Source organism: Okeania sp. SIO3I5 (assembly GCF_010672085.1).
Lineage (GTDB): Bacteria > Cyanobacteriota > Cyanobacteriia > Cyanobacteriales > Microcoleaceae > Trichodesmium.
On record NZ_JAAHHT010000044.1, the window covers coordinates 11,038 to 33,124 of the forward strand.

10 protein-coding genes and 2 pseudogenes are annotated in these 22,087 nt (G+C 34.3%); 10 read left to right on the forward strand and 2 right to left on the reverse strand.

Going from position 1 to position 22,087, the window contains the following annotated elements; all coding sequences use genetic code 11:
* The first annotated feature begins 583 nt into the window (after positions 1 to 583).
* The 4 genes from F6K40_RS13035 to recG all read left to right on the forward strand — a co-directional run bounded on the left by F6K40_RS13035 (position 584) and on the right by recG (position 5,258).
* Positions 584 to 889, forward strand: a complete 306-nt coding sequence (locus F6K40_RS13035; RefSeq protein WP_365671297.1) for a response regulator — start codon at positions 584 to 586, stop codon at positions 887 to 889.
* Positions 890 to 986: 97 nt separating this feature from the next.
* Positions 987 to 1,364: a response regulator gene (locus F6K40_RS13040; RefSeq protein WP_293136412.1), complete on the forward strand. Its 378-nt coding sequence runs from the start codon at positions 987 to 989 to the stop codon at positions 1,362 to 1,364.
* Positions 1,365 to 1,535: 171 nt separating this feature from the next.
* A complete protein-coding gene (locus F6K40_RS13045; protein ID WP_293136414.1) occupies positions 1,536 to 2,300 on the forward strand; it encodes an adenylate/guanylate cyclase domain-containing protein in 765 nt (254 codons plus the stop codon).
* A 474-nt stretch (positions 2,301 to 2,774) separates the two neighbouring features.
* Positions 2,775 to 5,258, forward strand: coding sequence for an ATP-dependent DNA helicase RecG (recG, locus tag F6K40_RS13050; protein ID WP_293136416.1), 2,484 nt, complete (start codon positions 2,775 to 2,777; stop codon positions 5,256 to 5,258).
* 2,191 nt (positions 5,259 to 7,449) lie between these two features.
* Here recG and F6K40_RS13055 read toward each other — a convergent pair.
* Positions 7,450 to 7,731, reverse strand: a complete 282-nt coding sequence (locus F6K40_RS13055; protein WP_293136418.1) for a DUF2470 domain-containing protein — start codon at positions 7,729 to 7,731, stop codon at positions 7,450 to 7,452.
* 830 nt (positions 7,732 to 8,561) lie between these two features.
* Here F6K40_RS13055 and F6K40_RS13060 point away from each other — a divergent pair.
* From F6K40_RS13060 to F6K40_RS13070, 3 genes are all read left to right on the forward strand, one after another.
* Positions 8,562 to 11,495: a PAS domain S-box protein gene (locus F6K40_RS13060; RefSeq protein ID WP_293136420.1), complete on the forward strand. Its 2,934-nt coding sequence runs from the start codon at positions 8,562 to 8,564 to the stop codon at positions 11,493 to 11,495.
* Between the two features lie 336 nt (positions 11,496 to 11,831).
* Positions 11,832 to 13,526, forward strand: coding sequence for a two-component system response regulator (locus tag F6K40_RS13065; protein WP_293136460.1), 1,695 nt, complete (start codon positions 11,832 to 11,834; stop codon positions 13,524 to 13,526).
* A gap of 22 nt (positions 13,527 to 13,548) precedes the next feature.
* Positions 13,549 to 13,731 carry a hypothetical protein gene (locus F6K40_RS13070; RefSeq protein ID WP_293136462.1) on the forward strand — a complete coding sequence of 61 codons (183 nt, stop codon included), beginning with the start codon at positions 13,549 to 13,551 and terminating at the stop codon, positions 13,729 to 13,731.
* Between the two features lie 37 nt (positions 13,732 to 13,768).
* Here the strand turns inward: F6K40_RS13070 and F6K40_RS13075 are convergent, their stop codons facing one another.
* Complete coding sequence (locus F6K40_RS13075) at positions 13,769 to 14,929, reverse strand: J domain-containing protein (protein WP_293136464.1); 1,161 nt, start codon at positions 14,927 to 14,929, stop codon at positions 13,769 to 13,771.
* Positions 14,930 to 16,070: 1,141 nt separating this feature from the next.
* On the opposite strand from F6K40_RS13075, the pseudogene F6K40_RS40820 reads away from it, so the two are divergent.
* The 3 genes and pseudogenes from F6K40_RS40820 to F6K40_RS13085 form a co-directional block, all read left to right on the forward strand.
* Positions 16,071 to 17,648, forward strand: a pseudogene (locus F6K40_RS40820) (5'-3' exonuclease H3TH domain-containing protein); the annotation flags it as partial.
* A 2,511-nt stretch (positions 17,649 to 20,159) separates the two neighbouring features.
* Positions 20,160 to 21,353 (forward strand): annotated as a pseudogene (locus F6K40_RS40825) (DNA polymerase); the annotation flags it as partial.
* 252 nt (positions 21,354 to 21,605) lie between these two features.
* A complete protein-coding gene (locus tag F6K40_RS13085) occupies positions 21,606 to 21,800 on the forward strand; it encodes a hypothetical protein (protein WP_293136468.1) in 195 nt (64 codons plus the stop codon).
* Positions 21,801 to 22,087: the final 287 nt, after the last annotated feature.

The following is a 22,087-nucleotide window of genomic DNA, read 5'->3' on the forward strand; positions in this document are numbered from 1 at the left end:
AGAATTGAGACTTGAGAATTTAAAATTAAGAATTTAAAATTAAGAATTTAAAATTAGAGATAGTTGTGATTATTCATTATCAATTAATTAAAAAAGCTGATAGATAGTTAAAATGGAGAAAAATTAAAATGAGTTTAATGGCAATTATTTGTGTAGATGATGATTTATCAATTTGAAAAAGTTGAGAAACAGAACTTTGAGAAGCTTTTGAAAATAAATATATTTATGAATTTGCAGAAACAGCAGATGAAGCTCTCGAAATTATTGACGAACTAGAAGAAGCAGGAACCAATATTTTTGCCATAGTTTCTGATTGGTTAATCCCCGGAATTAAGGGAGATGAATTTTTGAATTGAGAATTAAGAATTGAGACTTGAGAATTTAAAATTAAGAATTTAAAATTAAGAATTTAAAATTAGAGATAGTTGTGATTATTCATTATCAATTAATTAAAAAAGCTGATAGATAGTTAAAATGGAGAAAAATTAAAATGAGTTTAATGGCAATTATTTGTGTAGATGATGATTTATCAATTTGAAAAAGTTGAGAAACAGAACTTTGAGAAGCTTTTGAAAATAAATATATTTATGAATTTGCAGAAACAGCAGATGAAGCTCTCGAAATTATTGACGAACTAGAAGAAGCAGGAACCAATATTTTTGCCATAGTTTCTGATTGGTTAATCCCCGGAATTAAGGGAGATGAATTTTTGATTCGAGTTCATAATAAATATCCTCAAATTATTACAGTAATGTTGACAGGGCAAGCAGATATAGTATCTGTTGAACGAGTTAAAAAAGAAGCAAATTTATATTGTTACTTAACTAAACCCTGGAACCATCAGGAATTAGTATCAACTATTGAAAAAGCACAAATTGATACTAATTAAAGCCTCAGTATATAAAAGTATTTATCAAAAATTTTTCTACATTTTAATGTAGGTTTTTATATTTATTTGATAAAGAATCTCTTTGAAAAAAAATTTTATGAATCAAATTGCTATTATTTGTGTCGATGATGAACCGATGATTCTAGATAGTCTGCGTATAGAATTGGAAGGAAATTTAGGAGATAATTATTTAATTGAATTTGCTCAAAGTGGTGAAGAAGCTCTAGAAGTATTTATGGAGTTAAAGGAAGATAATTATGAAATACCAATAGTTATTGCTGACTATATTATGCCAGAAATGAAGGGAGATGAACTACTACAAAAGATTCATTCTCTAGATCCTGAAACTTTAAAAATAATGCTGACTGGACAAGCAGATGTGACAGGAGTAGGAAATGCGATTAACTATGCAAATTTATATCGTTATATTCCTAAACCTTGGGAATCACACGACTTAAAATTAACAGTAAAATAAGCCTTAAATAGTTATTTTAGGAAGCAGGAGATAGGTAAAAAAAATGCTGAATTAGAGAAAATAAATAGGGAACTACTTCAAGCTAATCTTGACTTACAAAAATCTCTATATAATGAATTACAATTAACTAATGCTGCTACTAAATTTGTACCAGAACAATTTATATCATTGATGGGATATAAAAATATTACAGATGTAAAATTAGGAGATAGTACACAACTGGAAATGTCAGTTTTATTTGCTGATATTCGTAACTTCACCACTCTTTTAGAAGCTATGAGTTCAGAAGATAGTATTAGATTTATTAATGCTTATCTCTCTAGCATGGAACCAGCAATAATTGAAAATAATGGTTTTATTGATAAATATATTGGTGATGCTATAATGGCGCTATTTGCAGGTAAAACTGATGATGCTGTTCAAGCAGCTATTTCTATGTTAAAACGACTAACTGAATATAATAAAACTAGGCAAAAACCAGACAGACAACCATTAAAAATTGGCATTGGTATTAATACAGGAGATGTAGTTTTAGGTACAGTAGGAGGTTCCAAAAGAATTGATGGTACAGTAGTTGGCGATACGGTAAATTTAGCATCCCGTTTAGAACAATTAACTAAAGTCTATAATGTATCTTTATTAGTTAGTAACTCCACTATTGAGTTATTAGAAAATCCTCTAAAATATTCTTTTCGTTTAATTGATAGAGTTCGGGTAAAAGGAAAAACAGAAATGGTGACATTTTTTGAAGTGTTTGATGCCGACCAATCTGAATTTTTAGAAGCTAAAAAAATCACCAAACATAAATTTGAAAAAGCAATGGTATATTATCATCAAGGAAAATTTAATCAAGCTTCTGAACTCTTTCAAGATTGTCTGAGTAAAAATCCTGAAGATCGAGTAGCTAAAATTTATCTAGAACGTTGTTTTCAATGAATGAAAGGAAAATTTTGGCTGGTTTATTCAGGGAAAGAGAAACTTGAAAACTGGATTTTTCAGTAAAATAATTAATCAGAGATAATTGATAACTGAGAATTACCTCTCCGAAAAATAAAGAAGATTGAATTAAAGGAAAATTTGTTCTGGTTGCTCCAGGAAAAGGCAGACTTTAAACCTTGATTTTTCGGTAAAATAATGAATAATGGATAATTAAGAATTATAATTTACTGTGTGTAGGGTTTAGAGACCAAACCCCTACGGTAAATTTTGCCATCTATTTAGTATATGTATTTCATCAAGCAGAAAACTCGTGTAAATTTTATATAAGGTATTAAATAAATAATCTCTAAAATAAAATGTTACAGCAGTTGCCAAAGCTATGAGATACAGTTTTTTTTCTTCTTTTCTGTTCCCTGTTCCCTGTTCCCTCAAACCTAAAATTTTGTACCTCATAACAACGAAAAGCGCTGTATGAATAATGAAAAAGAAACCATAGACTGGGAAAGACTCAAAAAAGCTTTATCAGTAGAAACAGACCGTGGATTTCAAAATATCCAAGGCAAACAATATATATTTAATGACTTTTTGAGCATTAGTTTAAGTCAACCACCAATAATATTAAAAGCTTATCAAAATCAATTTCAGGAACTATCTAAAAAATTTGCTTCCTATCCAGAAATGACTAGAGAAGAACGACAATCTTTACTAGAAAAAACTCAGGATTTTCTCAATCAAATGCAGTCTTTATGTAAAAAACAAAAAGAGCAAAATATATCAGAAGTACATCCAGTCGAAGTAACTGCCAAAATCAATAAAAATACTTCAAACTTTTCCCAAAAAAATACCAATAACTTAGAACTACAACAACCACTAAAAGAAGTAAAAGGTATCGGAATTAAAAATAGTGACCGCCTAGCAAGTTTAGGATTATTTACGGTTAGAGATTTACTTTATTATTATCCAAGAGACCATATAGATTATGCTCGTCAAGTAAATATTCGTGATTTGGAACCGGGAGAAACTGTTACTATTATTGGTAGAATTAAAAGGTTTAATTGTTTTTCTAGTCCTAAAAATAAGAAGTTAACTATTCTCGAAATTACCCTCACAGATGCTACTGGGCAAATCAAAATTAGTCGCTTTTTTGCCGGACCTAGATTTAGTAATAAGGGTTGGCAAATGATGCAAAAAAAATTCTATCCAGTCGGTGCAACTGTTGCTGCTTCAGGTTTAGTTAAAGAAAGCAAATATGGCAAAAATTTAGATAACCCAGAAATAGAAGTTCTCGATAGTGAAGGTGGTCAAATTGAATCTATGAAAATTGGTCGTTTAGTACCAGTTTATCCTTTAACAGATGGAGTAGGGGCAGATGTTGTCAGACGAGCAATATTTACAGTTTTACCAACAACAGAAAAACTATCAGATACATTGCCAGAAAATTTTCTGAATCAATATCAATTAATAGATTTAAAAAATGCTATTAAAAATATTCATTTTCCTATAGATAGAGATTGTTTAGCAGCAGCTCGTCGGCGTTTAGTTTTTGATGAATTTTTCTATCTACAATTAGGTTTATTAAAACGTCGGCAAGTACAAACAAAAATAGAAACAGGAATAGCTTTACCTGTCACTGGAACACTGATTAATAAATTATACGAACTACTGCCATTTCAATTAACTAATGCTCAAAAAAGAGTAGTTAATGAAATTCTTAGCGACTTACAAAAACCTGAACCAATGAAAAGATTAGTACAAGGAGATGTGGGAGCTGGAAAAACGGTAGTAGCAGTAGTTGCTATGTTGGCAGCAATTCAAGTTGGTTATCAAGCTGCTTTAATGGCGCCGACAGAAGTATTGGCAGAACAACATTATCGTAAATTAGTTAGTTGGTTTAATCTCTTACATTTGCCTGTTGAATTATTAACAGGTTCAACAAAAGTAGCAAAACGCCGAGAAATTCATGCTCAACTTGAGACTGGAGAATTACCAGTTTTAGTCGGTACTCATGCTCTAATTCAAGATGCAGTAAATTTTCATAAATTAGGTTTAGTAGTAATAGATGAACAACATAGATTTGGGGTTCAACAAAGAGCAAAGTTACAACAAAAAGGAGAATCTCCTCACTTTTTGGCAATGACAGCGACTCCTATTCCTAGAACTTTAGCTTTGACATTACATGGAGATTTAGATGTTAGTCAAATAGACGAACTTCCACCAGGAAGGCAACCTATTCAAACCACAACTTTGACTGGGAGGCAACGTAAAAAAGCTTATGATTTAATCCGCAGAGAAATTGTTCAAGGTAGACAAGTTTATATCGTTTTACCCTTAGTTGAAGAGTCCGAAAAGTTGGATGTAAAATCTGCGGTGGAAGAACATCAAAAGTTAGCTGAAAAGGTTTTTCCAGAGTTTCAAATAGGTTTGCTGCATGGCAGAATGAGCAGTGCAGAAAAAGACCAAGCTATTAATACTTTTCGGGATAATGAAACTCAGATTTTAGTTTCTACTACTGTGGTGGAAGTGGGGGTAGACGTACCGAATGCTACGGTAATGTTGATTGAAAATGCGGAAAGGTTTGGTTTATCTCAGTTACACCAGTTGCGGGGACGGGTGGGGCGTGGTGTTCATAAGTCTTATTGTTTGTTGATGAGGGGCGCGGGTTCGACGGATGCTGTGGAACGTTTGAATGTTTTGGCGCAGTCTCAGGATGGGTTTTTTATTGCGGAGATGGATATGCGTTTGCGGGGTCCTGGTCAGGTTTTGGGAACGAAGCAGTCGGGGTTGCCGGATTTTGCTTTGGCAAGTTTGGTTGAGGATCAGGAGGTTTTGGAGTTGGCGCGGGATGCTGCTTTTCGGGTGATGGAGAAGGATGAAAGTTTGAATAGTTTGCCTCTGTTACGGAGGGAGTTGGAATTGAGGTATCAGAAGTTGATGGGAGGGTCTATTTTGAATTAGAGGAGATGGGGAGTGGGGAACTGGGGAAGGTGGGTGGTCAAAATTTCTGACTATTGCGTATAGAGCAATAATAGATTCATTTTATCCAGCACCCCCACCAGAGGAGATGAGTAGTCAAAATTTCTGACTATTGCGTATAGAGCAATGATTAATTCATTTTCTGAAGCACCCCCACCAGAGGAGATGAGTAATCAAAATTATAGATTCATTTTATCCAGCACCCCACGAGAGGAGATGAGTAGTCAAAATTTCTGACTATTGCGTATAGAGCAATAATAGATTCATTTTCTCAAGCACTCCGCCAAAAGAAATGAGTAGTCAAAATTATAAATTCATTTTCTCAAGCACTCCGCCAAAAGAAATGAGTAGTCAAAAATTTTGACTATTCCGTATGGAGCAATAATAGATTCATTTTCTCAAGCACTCCGCCAAAAGAAATGAGTAGTCAAAATTATAAATTCATTTTCTCAAGCACTCCGCCAAAAGAAATGAGTAGTCAAAAATTTTGACTATTGCGTATGGAGCAATAATAAATTCATTTTCTCAAGCACCCACGCCAAAAGAAATGAGTAGTCAAAATTATAAATTCATTTTCTCAAGCACCCAGCCAAAAGAGATGAGTAGGGAAAATTATAAATTCATTTTATGAAGCACTCCGCCAGAGGAGATGATTAGTCAAAATTTTTGACTATTGTGTATGGAGCAATGATTAATTCATTTTATGAAGCACTCCGCCAGAGGAGATGAGTAGTCAAAATTTTTGACTATTGTGTATGGAGCAATGATTAATTCATTTTATGAAGCACTCCGCCAGAGGAGATGAGTAGTCAAAATTTTTGACTATTGCGTATGGAGCAATAATAGATTCATTTTATGAAGCACCCCGCCAAAAGAAATGAGTAGGGAAAATTATAAATTCATTTTATGAAGCACCCCACCAGAGGAGATGAGTAGTCAAAATTTCCGACTATTGCGTACAGAACCCATTTGGTATTTTTTCTTGAAATACAAAGGTTTCAGGAAAGCCGTTTTAAGGAGCCTAAAAACTATCCGCATGAGAAAGAGAAAATTTTCATCCTCCGCCTCCGGGAGCTTCAGCAAATGAAACGACTCTTGTTCTATCCGCAACAGTAGAATTTTCAGAGTCTAGAAATACTCAGCTCAGAGCAACGTGCTTTTTCTTCTCTAGATCTGGAGCGATCGCTCTAGACAGATCAAGAGGAGATAATTACAAATTTCAAATCAAAAATTTATTCATCTCTATTTCTCTATAGGCAACAGCAGAGTTTCCAGATTTAAGAAATACCAACCTCAGAGCAACCTACTCTTCTTTAGTCAAATTTATATCGAGCGTTCGATATAAATTAAAAGCAACTAATTTATAAATTTCAAATCAAAAATTTATTCATCTCTATTACTCTATACGCAACAGTAGAATTTCCAGAACGGGAAATACTCAGCTCAGAGCAACGTGCTTTTTCTCCTCTAGATATGGAGCGATCGCTCTAGACAGATCAAGAAGAGATAATTACAAATTCCAAATCAAAAATTTATTCATCTCTATTGCTCCATACGCAATAGTCAAAAATCTAGAAATACTAACCTCAGAGCTACCTACTTTTTTTCTCCAGATTTTGGAGTGCTTGAAATAAATCAAGAGTAGCTAATTTATAAATTCCAAATCAAAATTTGATTCATCTCTATTGCTCTATACGCAATAGTCAAGTTTCAAGAATCTGGAAATAGTCAGCCCAGAGGAAGGTGCTTTTCCTTCTCCATATCTGGAGCGATCGCTCTCGACAAATCAAGAGAAGGTAAATTTTAATCAAAAACAGAAAATTTATTCATCTCTATTGCCCTATATCCAACAGTAGAATCGAAATACTCAGCTGAGAGGAACGTTCTTTTCCTTCTCCAGATTTTGAGAGAGTGCTCTCGACAAATCAAGAGGAGATAATTATAAATTCCAAATCAAAAATTTATTCATCTCTATTTCTCTATACGCAATAGTCAAGTTTCAAGAATCTGGAAATACTAACCTCAGAGCTACCTTTCACTTCAATAATCTCACAAATAGTTTCAGAGTAACTACGTGAAATAATTACCTAAAATTCCGATTTGTTAAACTTTTCAGCAAAACTCTCTTAACTTTTAATTATTTACTTTTTACTTTCGTAAAATTGCTCATATTTCATTTTTGAGTACGAGCTTGCTTCAACATATCAATAAGAGTATGATGAGCATCTTCAGCATCCTTTAAAGTATGGTCAAATTCAACTCTTATAGGTAAACTTTCCCCAGTAACTTCAGCAGTTAAATTCATACCTTCAGCATCAATAGAAAGCATTTTTGCTGCTGTAGCATTGGCAGAACCACCAAATTTTTGAGCATACAAAAGTACCGCATTTTGATGGTCTTCATTCATGTGGGAACAAATGCGATCGCTAATTTCTACAGTAAATGAATCAGACATATTTTCAAATCCTTTTATGAATCTTATTTTTGAGTATAAAGCAAGCTTAAAAAGTTGATTTTAAAAAGCTATAATATAATTTTTAATTGTATAAAAATCAAAATTAAGTAATATTTTTTTAGTTTAATCCTAAACTCTAAATTCTAAATTCTAAATTCTAAATTCTAAATTTATCAACTCCTAGTCAATCTCTTGAGTCCGTCTTACATTCTGTTAGGGGAGCGTTTCCGCAGGAAATGGAGACCTCACTAATTAGCACTCGCTTTTTAAGCATGGCATGGGATAAAGACGATATACGGTCTCAAGTTTATATTAACCCTAATCTCCAATGGCAGGACTTTTGGATTTGACTAATTTGAGCCACCTTATATTATAAAGTAAGTCATTATAGAATAAACATACTTTGGTATGCCAATTTACTTTAAATATTTCACAAATAGTTTCCCTGCTTATAATATTAAGTAATCCTATGAAATTAGTGTAGTGTAAAAGTTTTCGGTCGATAAAATCTGAATCTGTGACTTTTAACTTCTGTGAAATAGAATGGTACATAGCTGACTAGATTTGAAATAAAGATTTTAATTTTCAATCTTAATAATTTAGCTGAAAATCTTTGTTTTCATAGTATTTTCAGTCATTTTTAAATATTATAGCAATCCTAAATAGGTTGCGGGTAATCAAAAAGTAGATAAAAAAGCGTAAATTCCCATCTGTTCCCAGTTAAGTGTTCCCTATTCCCTAAAAGCGGTAATATTTTTATACACAAATATATTAGAGGATTACTATATATTTATATTTGCCTAAAATCAATATCAATAATCTATAGCTTTATGAAAAATTCACAACAAAATGTGGCTCGGTTAACAGAAGAGTTAAACAAAGAAAAAGCAGAACATGAGTTGACTAAAAATGCTCTGCAAAAGAGTGAAGTACGTTTACAAACAATAATTAATCAAGTACCTGTAGTTATTTGGGAAGTAGATGACAAGGGTATATTTACTTTGGCACGGGGTGAACTAAAAGCAATAGGAATAAAACCAGATAATTTGGTGGGATATTCAATTTTTGAACTATACAAGGACAATCAAGAGGTGTTGGATAAAATCAATTTGGCAATGGTGGGGAATAACGTTAAATGGTTTGGGGAAGTAGAGGGTATCGGAGCTGAAACTAGGGTCATCCCTTTAATTAATGAAACGGGTAAAATAGAGGGATTAAGAGGAGTTAATGTTGAGATTGCAGCTAGCAAAATAACTAAGTTAGAACCTGATGAAACTCAACAAGAACTAGAAGCAAATTTTGATGAAAGAATATCTGCTGTTAGGGCTTCAAATGAGGAGCTTATAGATGAAATTGTGCGGCACAAAAAAGCGAGGGAAGAACTATTATATAGGCTGAATTTTGAAGAGTTAATCACAACTTTATCAACTCATTTTATTAATTTGGCTCCTGATGAAATTGATGGTGGAATTCAAGTAGCTCTGGAGTGGATTGGAACTTTTAGCGGAGTCGATCGTAGTTATGTATTTTTATTAGATGAAACCGGTAAGTATATCAACAATAATTACGAGTGGTGTGCGGGAGGAATTCAACCACAAATTGAGCAAAGAAAGCAAATACCAATTAGGGCGTTGGGAGAATGGGAGGAGCAAATAGAAAGGTTGGAGACAATTTATATTCCGAGTACGGCTAAGTTGCCAAGGGAGCGATGGATGACTAAAAGATTTTTACGATCACAATCTATAAAGTCTTTAATTGTTGTACCAATGGCATATTGTGGTATTTTTATCGGGTTTTTAGGATTCGACTCCGTTAGAGAAGAGAAAAATTGGTCTGAGAATATTATTGCTCTTTTAAGAATTATGGGGGAAATGTTTATTAATGCTCTGGAAAGAAAGCGGGTAGAAATGGCTTTGGCAGAGAGTGAAAAGAAGTATAGGCATTTGGTAGAGACTTCTCAAAGTTTAATTTGGTCACTGGATATTGAGGGGCGTTTTACTTTTGTTAATCAGGCTGCTAAACATATTTATGGTTATGAACCAGGGGAGATCATAGGTCGTTATTTGACGGATTTTGTTTATGAAGAGGAAGTGGAAAAAGTGCCTCCTACAGCGTTAATAAGTATCAAAAAAATGCCAATATTTGATGATGATAATTGCTCGAATTTTCAGTGGGAAACAATTCATAAACGCGAGGATGGAAAACCAGTTTATCTTAATTTTAATGGCATTAATTTAAAGGATAAATTAGGAAATTTTCAGGGTGTTATTGGTACTGCTATAGATATAACTGAACGTAAGAAGTCAGAAGAGGCTTTGCAGAGAGCTAAAGACCAATTACAGGCAGTTTTGGATGCTGTTCCTTGGTCTGTTTCTTGGATTAGTTCGGATTTACGATATATAGGGGTAAATAAGCAGTTGGCAGGTAGTTTTAATTTGCATCCAGAGGTGTTTATTGGTAAGGAAATAGGTTTTCTGGGAAGTAGTTCGGGTTTCGTGAAATCTATTAATGATTTTTTTGCTGCTTCGGAACAGCAGAAGTCTCAGGAGGTTGAAAGTAGGGTGAATGGTGGGGTGAAGAATTATCTAATTGTGTTTCAGAAATATGATGGAGGGAGAGCAGTAGTTTCGGTAGGAATAGATATTAGTGAACGTAAACAAGCTGAGGCAATAAAAACAAAATTAATTACTTCACTAAAGGAGTCTGAAAGAAAGTTTCGTAGCCTTTATGAAGCGACGAGTGATGCTGTAATTTTATTAGATGAAGAGGGAATTTTTGATTGTAACCGTGCGACGTTAACTATGTTTGGTTTGAGCAGCAAGGAGGATTTTTTTACTAAAAAAACAACTGATTTTTATCCAGAATATCAACAAAATGGAAGGTTATCGGAGAAGTTACTTTATATAAAAATAGCTAGGGCAATATGTAAGGGTAATAATCGTTTTGAGTGGGTAATTAAGAGAGTAGATAATTCAGAATTTCCAGTAGAAGTATTATTAACTGCAATGAAAGTAGGAGATATTTCTGAAGAGAAAAAGTCATTCAAAAATAGAGTTATCCAAGCTGTAATTCGTGATATTACGGAGCGAAAACGAAATGAGGAACAAATTAAAGCTTCTTTGGCTGAGAAAGAAGTTTTATTAAAAGAAATTCATCACCGGGTTAAGAATAATTTACAAGTAATTTCTAGTTTGTTAAGGTTACAGTCTAGATATGTTAATGAGGATGAGGGTGTAATGGAGATTTTGAAGGAGAGTCAAAATCGGGTTGGATCGATGGCTCTTGTTCACGAGCATCTCTATCAATCAAAAGATTTATCGAAGATTGATTTTAGTGAGTATATCCACAACTTAGCTTCTCATATTTTTAAAGCTTATGAAGTTAAAGCAAGGGGTGTGAAATTGAGTGTGAATGTGGTTCCTGTTTTTTTAAATATTGATACTGTGGTGCCTTGTGGTTTGATAATTAATGAGCTGCTTTCTAACTCTCTGAAGTATGCTTTTCCAGAAGGATATCTAGGAAATATTTCTATAGATTTTAATTATGATCAAAATGATCAAAATGATCAAAATAAACTGATTCTTCAAGTGGGTGATGATGGCGCTGGTTTTCCAGAGGGTTTAGATTATAAAAATTCTGGTTCTTTAGGGTTGCGTTTAGTTTGCTCTTTGGTAAGACAACTTAAAGGAGAAATTGAAAGGCTTAATCAAGTAGGAACAGTTTTTAAAATAATTTTTTCTAGTGTCAATGGTAATAAATTATAGAGGTGCATAAATTATGTAAAAATCCAAAATTATGATGATAAAAGTTATGGTTATATAGGTTTTAATTATGAGCAAAATGATGAAAATAAACTGATTCTTCAAGTGGGTGATAATTGCCCTGATTTTCCAGAGGGTTTAGATTATAAAAATTTTGGTTCTTTAGGGTTGGGTTGAGTTGGTTCTTTGGTAAGATAACTTCAAGGAGAAATTTAGAGATTTAATTAAGTAGGAACAGTTTTTAAAATAATTTTTTCTAGTGTCAATGGTAATAAATTATAGAGGTGCATAAATCATGTCAAAATCCAAAATTATGATTGTCGAAGAGGTACATAAATCATGTCAAAATCCAAAATTATGATTGTCGAAGATGAAAGTATTATTGCTGAAGATTTAGCAGATAGTCTCAGGGCAATGGGGTACACAGTTGTTGATATTGTTGCTTCTGGAGAAGAGGCAATTTTAATCGCGAAGGAAAAGCAACCAAATCTAATATTAATGGATGTAATGTTGCAAGGTGAAATGGATGGGGTAACGGCAGCAGAAAAAATTCAGTCAAGCTTGCAAATACCCATAATATTTTTGACTGCTTATACTGATAATAAAACCTTACAAAGGGTAAAAGCAACGAATCCTTTTGGTTATATCGTGAAGCCTTTTGAAGAAAGAAATTTACATTTAACTATTGAAATTGCTCTGCAAAAACATCAGTATGATCCTATAACTCTTTTACCAAATCGTTCCTTGTTTAGGGCTAAATTAAGTGAAGTTTTATCTCATAAAAATCAGCCTAGTTTTAATATCAATGAATCTCATAAATATCAAAATTATCCGAAAATACCTATCTTTTATATTAGCTTGGATCGAATTAATAGAATTAAGGTGACGTTGGGTAGTAAAAATGGAGAGTTGGTATTATGTAATATAGCAAAAAGGCTTAAGGAATCTATAATTGGTATTGATATGTTAGCTCGTCTCGAAGCTGCCGAATTTGCTATAATTCTCAAGCCAGTAGAACAAAAAGAAAAAGCTATTAATTTAGCTCAATCTATTTTAGATATAATTTCTCAACCAATGGTTTTAGAAGGCTATGAAGTTTATATTACCGCTAGTATAGGAATTACATTTTATCCATTGGATGACATAGAACTAGATGCACTACTAAAAAATGCTAGTGCGGCAATGTATTATGCTCAAAAAAGGGGGGGGAATAATTATCAGTTGCATAAGTCGGAGGCAGTTGTAGTTTCTATAGAACAACTCTCTTTGGAAACGAGTTTGCGTAATGCGTTGAAGCAGTCCGAGTTTGAGGTTTATTATCAGCCAAAGGTTAATCTTAGGACTGGTAAGATTGTTGGAGCGGAGGCTTTGATTCGTTGGTATCATCCGGAAAGGGGTTTGGTTTCTCCGGGGGAGTTTATTCCTTTGGCTGAGGAAACAGGGTTGATTATTTCTATAGGAGAATGGGTTTTGCGTACTGCTTGTAATCAGGCAAAAATCTGGCAAGAGGCGGGTTTTTTTCCTTTTGAAATAGCGGTTAATTTATCCAGGCGTCAATTTGTGCAGAGAAATCTACAGGAACGGGTTATTAAAATTATTCAAGAGGTAGATTTGGAACCTAATTACTTGGAGTTGGAGGTAACGGAAAGTTTGGTTATACAAAACGAAAAGGCTGCAAGTAAGATAATGAGGGCATGGCAAATGTTCGGAATTAATATATCTATGGATGATTTTGGGACGGGGTATTCATCTTTGAGTTATCTGAGGGAGTTTCCCTTTGATGTTATTAAAATAGACCGAAGTTTTGTTCGTAATATAACTGCAGATAGTAAGACGGGGGCGATTACCATTGCTATTATTCAAATGGCTCATAGTTTAGGTTTAAAGGTGGTTGCTGAAGGAGTAGAAACTCAAGAAGAGTTAGACTTTTTGCGTCAACACAAATGTGATGAAATTCAAGGGTATTTATTTAGTCCTCCGTTGCCTACATCTAAATTTGAAAAGTTATTAAAAGAGGGAAAAATGTTAATTTAAAGTTTAAATTGGGAGAGGGAGTGTGGGAGGTGTGGGGAGTGTGGGGAGTGTGGGGAGTGTGGGGAGTGTGGGGAGTGTGGGGAGTGTGGGGAGTGTGGGAAGTGTGGGGAGTGTGGGGAGTGTGGGAAGTGTGGGAAGTGTGGGAAGTGTGGGAGGTATAATTAATTTTACTTATGAAGTTATTATAAAAAAGCACTTTTATTAATTCTAAATTCCGAATTCTAAATTCTAAATTCTAAATTCTAAATTCTAAGACTCGTCGAAAGCCACCAACCAAAACCTAAACCTAACCCAGAAATAATAGCCAAAATCAAAAAAGTAAAAAAGCCATTAAAAAGCTCTATCAACTTTTCTCCAGCCACCATTTGAGAAATTACCCCAGCTACTATACCAAGAGCTACCCATGACCCAATAATAATATCCGGTCCAGCACTAACCAAGGCGATCGCTACATTCTTAGACCGAGTAGAACTCCAAGCAGCAGACCAAGCTCCAACCCAAGCCCCCAAAACAAAGCCCAACATACTACCTACACCAGTACCAGTCTTTGAGCTAATCGTAGCATCAACGATTGTCCCAAAAATAAATCCACCAGCAGCCCAAATAATTGAACCAACTACAACAAGCAATATATTTTCTGCTCCATTGCCAGCCAAAAATCCGACTAAAGCAATTACTCCACTAATAGTCACTACAATAGCAACAGTTCTGGCCTTTGGTTCGATACCGGCGATCGCTCCCAGACTACATCCTACAATAGCCCATGCCAAAGCAGTTGTCGTACCTCCTACATAATTGCCAGCTATCCAACCTGCTCCACCACCAGCACCTAACATAGCGATCGCCCAACATCTCTGGGAACTTGACCCTTCAATTGCTAAAACGGTCATTCCCATCCATGCGACACCTTCAACCACAGCCCAAGTCCAGGCAGGGACTTGGGAAATAACTAACACCCAGGCAGTCATGGCATAGAAAAGGAAGGTACTAACTAAGTTAGCCCAAGGAATGTGGGGGGTTGTTGAATTTGGCTGACGAGTGAATGTCTGAGGGTATTGCTGAAAATTATGATGAGTGTTGGAGTTTCGCGGTCTTTGGGGAGACTGGGGAGGAGTGGAGCGGTGAGGAGGGGGTGGAGGACGACGTGGTGTGGGTTGTGTTTGGGGAGTTGGTCTTGTTGGGGCAATTTGCTGTTGAGAGTTACTTAAGGAATATCGCAATTTATGGTAGGCTTCGTTGATTTCTTTCAGACGGGTTTGAGCTTTTGCTTGTAGACGAGGGTTTTGGACAAAGCGATCTGGGTGCCAGACAAAAGCTAAGTCTCGGTAAGCTTCTTTTACTTCTTCTAGGGAAGCGCCTGGTTCAAGTTCTAGAATTTTATAGTATTGGTTTATTTCATCCACATTAGAAAAATAGTTAGTAGTTGGTGGTATGGGGTTATGGTAAGTCTTATTTTTTTGAGGTTAGTATAGTGCTAGAAATTAGCTAAGATTTTCTACTAGAGGGAAAGAAAAAACTAGGGGAAATTCCTGACCAGACCTACTACCTACTTTCTGAAAAATCTCAATTCAAAAATGGAAATCTCATCGAAAAACTGTAACGTTGCAGATATAGTTAATATTTTCCCACAGATGGAAAATTCAAGCTTCTGAAAATTTACTCTCCCCGACCTGACTACCACTTACTTCCTGGAAAAATCTCAATTCAAAAACAGAAATTTCACCAAAAAACTGTAACGTTGCAGATACAGGTAATATTTTCCCACAGATGGAAAATTCAACCTTCTGAAAATTTACCCTCCCCGACCTGACTACCACTTACTTCCTGGAAAAATCTCAATTCAAAAACAGAAATTTCACCAAAAAACTGTAACGTTGCAGATACAGGTAATATTTTCCCACAGATGGAAAATTCAACCTTCTGAAAATTTACCCCTCCGACCAGACCTACTACTTACTTCCTGGAAAAATCTCAATTCAAAAACAGAAATTTCACCAAAAAACTGTAACGTTGCAGATATAGGTAAGATTTTCCCACAGATGGAAAATTCCAGCTTCTGAAAATTTCCCTCCCCCGACCAGACCTACTACCTACTTCCTGGAAAAATCTCAATTCAAAAACAGAAATTTCAGCAAAAAACTGTAACGTTGCAGATATAGTTAATATTTTCCCACAGATGGAAAATTCAACCTTCTGAAAATTTCCCCTCCCGACCAGACCTACTACCTACTTCCTAGAAAAATCTCAATTCAAAAACAGAAATTTCAGCAAAAAACTGTAACGTTGCAGATATAGTTAATATTTTCCCACAGATGGAAAATTCAACTGGAAAAGTCAAGCTTCTGGAAATTGACCGACCAGACCAGACCTACTAGCTACTTTCTGAAAAATCTCAATTCAAAAATAGAAATTTCATCGAAAAACTATAACGTTGGAAATATAGGTCATATTTTCCCACAGGGTGAATAGAAAAGCCAGCCTTGAAAAATAAGTATACCTCAATCTCCATATAAAATAAAACAACATCTCAAAATATCAATTCAAATGTCTGCTAACTCTCCTACCGCCCTTTTAATTGACGGCCATTCTCTAGCCTTTCGTTCCTACTACGCTTTTGCTAAAAGTCGTAGTGGGGGGTTGAAAACTTCTACAGGTATTCCCACAAGCGTCTGTTTTGGCTTCCTAAAATCTTTACTAGAAGTAATAGAGACCCAAAAACCAGAATATTTAGCGATCGCCTTTGATTTAGGAGAACCTACATTTCGCCATAAAGCTGATGAAAATTATAAGGCAGATCGACCAGAAGCACCAGAAGATTTAATTACTGACTTAGAAAATTTAAAAGAGCTTTTAAGAGCTTTTAATTTAACAGTTATTACTGCTCCTGGTTATGAAGCTGACGACATCTTAGGAACTTTAGCAAAAAGAGGTAGTGCTGTTGGTTTTCGGGTAAAAGTTCTTTCGGGAGACCAAGATTTATTTCAATTAATAGATGTAGAAAAAGGCATTAGTGTTTTACATTTAGCTGCGGGTAAAGGTAGCACTCCTAAAGAATTTTTTGCTGAAGAAGTTAAGGAGAAGTTGGGTATTTTGCCGAGTCAAGTTGTTGATTATAAGGCTCTTTGTGGAGATAAGTCTGACAATATTCCTGGTGTTAGAGGGATTGGGGAAAAAACTGCTGTTAAGTTATTGAATGAATATGGTTGTCTGGCAGAAATTTATGGTTCTCTGGATAAAATTAAAGGAGCAAATCAGAAAAAGTTAGTAGCGGGAAAGGCTGAGGCAGAACATTCTCAGTTTATGGCAAAAATTGAAGTAAATGTGCCGTTAAATATTGATATAGAAGATTGTCAGGTAAAAAGATTTTCTCGATCAGAAATTGAACCTGTTTTGCAAAGGCTGGAATTACAAAATTTCCTCAATCAAATTCCAGATTTAGAACAGCAGTTTAATGGGTTGCTGGGAATTAAGTCTTTGCCGGATGAGTCAGAAAGTCAGCAGCAAGAAAAATTGACAAATACTTTTGTTGAAGTCGAAAGTGATGATTGGTTTTTCAGCGCCGAAGATACAAAGGTAGCTCAACAGGAAATTGCGACAAAATCAGAAATTGAACCTCAAATTATTGATACTCCAGAAAAGTTAAAGGAGTTAGTAAATATTTTAAAGGAACAGAAAAATTCTCAGAGTCCGGTTGCTTGGGATACGGAAACAACATCTTTAGAACCGAGAGATGCAAAGTTAGTTGGAATTGGTTGTTGTTGGGGAAAAAATATAGAGGATGTTGCCTATATTCCTACCGGGCATAAAATCGGAAAAAATCTGGATAAGGTGACAGTATTGGAGGCGTTAAAACCGATTTTGGAAAGTGCTGATTATCCGAAAGTTTTTCAAAATACTAAGTTTGATAGATCGGTTTTTCGCTGTCAAGGAATTAGACTAGCTGGAGTTGTTTTTGACACGATGTTGGCAAGTTATGTTTTAAATCCTGGAGCAAAACATAGTCTGGAAGAAATATATATTAGATACCTCACGAATAAGGGGATAAATTTACAGAGTTATAACGATGTGGTCTCGAAAAATCAAACTATTGCCGACTTAGATATTCTGAAAGTAGCTGACTATTGTGGTACTCAAGTTTGTGTGACGTTTCAGTTAGTAGAAAAATTAAGAGCAGAATTAGAAAAAGCCGATAAAAATCAACCTGCTGAAAAATCTTTATACAAATTATTAGTAGATGTAGAACAACCTTTAGAAGTTGTTTTAGCCGAAATGAAATTTCAGGGAATTAGGCTCGATCTTGAGTCTCTCAAAAAATTATCAAGTCAACTGCAAAAAGATGCACAGAAAAATCAACAGATCGATCTTGAGTCTCTGAAAAAATTATCAGTTCAACTGCAAAAAGATGCTCCGAAAAATCAACCGACTGAGAAATCTTTGTACAAATTATTAGTAGATGTAGAACAACCTTTGGAATCGGTTTTAGCAGAAATGGAATTTCAGGGAATTAATATTGATCTGGAATCTCTGAAAAAATTATCAGTTCAACTGCAAAAAGATGCTCAGAAAAATCAACCGACTGAGAAATCTTTGTACAGATTATTAGTAGATGTAAAAGAACCTTTAGAAGTTGTTTTAGCCGAAATGGAATTTCAGGGAATTAAGATTGAGCTTGAGTCTCTGAAAAAGTTATCACGTCAACTGCAAAAAGATGCTCCGAAAAATCAATCTTCTGAGAAATCTTTGTATAGATTATTAATGGATGTAGAACAACCTTTAGAATCGGTTTTAGCCGAAATGGAATTTCAGGGAATTAAGATTGATCTGGAATCTCTGAAAAAATTATCAAGTCAACTGCAAAAAGATGCACAGAAAAATCAACAGATCGATCTTGAGTCTCTGAAAAATTTATCAGTTCAACTGCAAAAAGATGCGGATAAAAATCAACCGACTGAGAAATCTTTGTACAAATTATTAGTAGATGTAGAACAACCTTTAGAATCTGTTTTAGCCGAAATGGAATCTCAAGAAATTAGGCTCGATCTTGAGTCTCTGAAAAAATTATCAAGTCAACTGCAAAAAGATGCACAGAAAAATCAACAGATCGATCTTGAGTCTCTGAAAAAATTATCAAGTCAACTGCAAAAAGATGCACAGAAAAATCAACAGATCGATCTTGAGTCTCTGAAAAAATTATCAGTTCAACTGCAAAAAGATGCTCCGAAAAATCAACCGACTGAGAAATATTTGTATAGATTATTAATGGATGTAGAACAATCTTTAGAATCGGTTTTAGCCGAAATGGAATTTCAGGGAATTAAGATTGATCTGGAATCTCTGAAAAAATTATCAAGTCAACTGCAAAAAGATGCTCCGAAAAATCAACAGATCGACCTTGAATCTCTGAAAAATTTATCAAGTCAACTACAGAAAGATGCTCCGAAAAATCAACCGACTGAGAAATATTTGTATAGATTATTAATGGATGTAGAACAATCTTTAGAATCGGTTTTAGCCGAAATGGAATTTCAGGGAATTAAGATTGATCTGGAATCTCTGAAAAAATTATCAAGTCAACTGCAAAAAGATGCTCCGAAAAATCAACAGATCGACCTTGAATCTCTGAAAAATTTATCAAGTCAACTACAGAAAGATGCTCCGAAAAATCAACCTGCTGAGAAATCTTTGTACAAATTATTAGTAGATGTAGAACAACCTTTAGAATCTGTTTTAGCCGAAATGGAATCTCAAGAAATTAGGCTCGATCTTGAGTCTCTCAAAAAATTATCAAGTCAACTGCAAAAAGATGCACAGAAAAATCAACAGATCGATCTTAAGTCTCTGAAAAATTTATCAGTTCAACTGCAAAAAGATGCTCGGAAAAATCAACCGACTGAGAAATCTTTGTACAAATTATTAGTAGATGTAGAACAACCTTTAGAATCTGTTTTAGCCGAAATGGAATCTCAAGAAATTAGGCTCGATCTTGAGTCTCTGAAAAATTTATCAGTTCAACTGCAAAAAGATGCTCGGAAAAATCAACCGACTGAGAAATCTTTGTACAGATTATTAGTAGATGTAAAAGAACCTTTAGAAGTTGTTTTAGCCGAAATGGAATTTCAGGGAATTAGGCTCGATCTTGAGTCTCTCAAAAAATTATCAAGTCAACTGCAAAAAGATGCACAGAAAAATCAACCGACTGAGAAATCTTTGTACAGATTATTAGTAGATGTAAAAGAACCTTTAGAAGTTGTTTTAGCCGAAATGGAATTTCAGGGAATTAGGCTCGATCTTGAGTCTCTGAAAAAATTATCAGTTCAACTGCAAAAAGATGCTCCGAAAAATCAACTGACTGAGAAATCTTTGTACAAATTATTAGTAGATGTAGAACAACCTTTAGAATCTGTTTTAGCAGAAATGGAATTTCAGGGAATTAGGATTGATATTGAATATCTCAAAAAATTCTCAATCCAACTGCAACAAGATTTAGAAAAGATTGAAAAAAGAGCTTCTCAAACTGTAGATAGTCAAATTTTACAAGAACATCTCAAAACAGAAATTCATAAGATAGACCCCAATTTATTTACCAATCAACAAGAATTAAAAAAAGCAATATCTAGCCCCATACTAAAAGCATACGTCACAAAATTATCAAAAGAGCAAAGACAAGATTTAGCAACTCTTGAAAAACAAATCAATCAAGCAGAAACCAGTGACTTATTAAACCTTAACTCCCCATCTCAATTAAGCGAACTTCTGTTTGAAATACTCCATCAAAATCAGAAAAAATCTCGCCGAATAAAAACTGGTTATTCCACAGATGTAGTAGTCCTAGAAAAATTACAAACAGAACCTCAACATCATCCCATCATTGATGAAATATTAAATCATCGAACCTTATACAAACTGTTTTCCACTTATGTCGAAGCCATACCAAAATTAGTTCGTTCAGACACTCAAAGAGTACATACAAACTTTAATCAAACTCAAACAGATACAGGACGTTTATCCTCTTCCGAACCAAACTTACAAAATATTCCCATAGGTACAGAATTTTCTCGGCAAATTCGTCAGGCATTTCTGCCAAAAAAAGATTGGTTATTAGTAGCAGCAGATTATTCCCAAATTGAATTAAGAATCTTAGCACATTTGAGTCAAGAACCAGTCTTAATAGAAGCCTATCAAAATAATCAAGATGTACATACAGTCACAGCCAAACTACTATTTGAAAAAGCAGAAATTTCACCAGAAGAAAGACGAGTCGGTAAAACAATAAACTTTGGCGTAATCTACGGAATGGGAGCGCAAAAATTAGCAAGGTCTGTCAAAATAACAGTCAAAGAAAGTAAACAATTTTTAGAAAGATATAAACAACAATATTCCCAAGTATTTGCCTATTTAAATAATTTGAAAAAACAAGCGATCGCTCAAGGTTATGTCGAAACAATATTAGGTAGGAGGCGTTATTTTGAATTTGAATCTAAAACTCTCCGCGATTTAAAAGGGAAACCACCAGAGGAAATTAATTTACATGAATTAAAGCTAAGTCAAAATGATGCTCAAATTTTAAGAGCAGCAGCTAACTCACCAATTCAAGGTTCAAGTGCAGATATTATTAAAATAGCTATGATTAGACTGAATGAAATATTGACAAACTATCAGACAAAATTATTATTACAAGTGCATGATGAATTAGTGTTTGAAGTACCACTATTAGAGTCGGAAGAATTGCCAAAAGTGATTAAATCTACAATGGAAAATTCTGTAAATTTGAAAGTACCCCTAATCGTAGATATTCATGGAGGTAAAAACTGGATGGAGGCTAAATAAAGTTTGTGAAACAAGCTTTTTTCACAGTAGAAAAAAGGTAAGAGGCAAGATTCTTTTTGATGTTTGGGGGTGAAATATTTTTTGCTTGTTCTGATCCTATAGTCATTTCAAATAAGAATGAAACAGTTTTTTAACTGAAACCTTTTAACAGCAAGAAACCTTCCTCTCAATCTCAACTAAAATGACTATATTCTCTACTTCTTACTCCCTATTTTTTAAGTACCACTATTAGAGTCAGAAGGATTGCCAAAAGTGATTAAATCTACAATGGAAAATTCTGTAAATTTGAAAAGACCCCTAATCGTAGATATTCATGGAGGTAAAAACTGGTTAAAGTCAGAAGAATTGCCAAAAGTGATTAAATCTACAATGGAAAATTCTGTAAATTTGAAAGTACCCCTAATCGTAGATATTCATGGAGGTAAAAACTGGATGGAGGCTAAATAAAGTTTGTGAAACAAGCTTTTTTCACAGTAGAAAAAAGGTAAGAGGCAAGATTCTTTTTGATGTTTGGGGGTGAAATATTTTTTGCTTGTTCTGATCCTATAGTCATTTCAAATAAGAATGAAACAGTTTTTTAACTGAAACCTTTTAACAGCAAGAAACCTTCCTCTCAATCTCAACTAAAATGACTATATTCTCTACTTCTTACTCCCTATTTTTTAAGTACCACTATTAGAGTCAGAAGGATTGCCAAAAGTGATTAAATCTACAATGGAAAATTCTGTAAATTT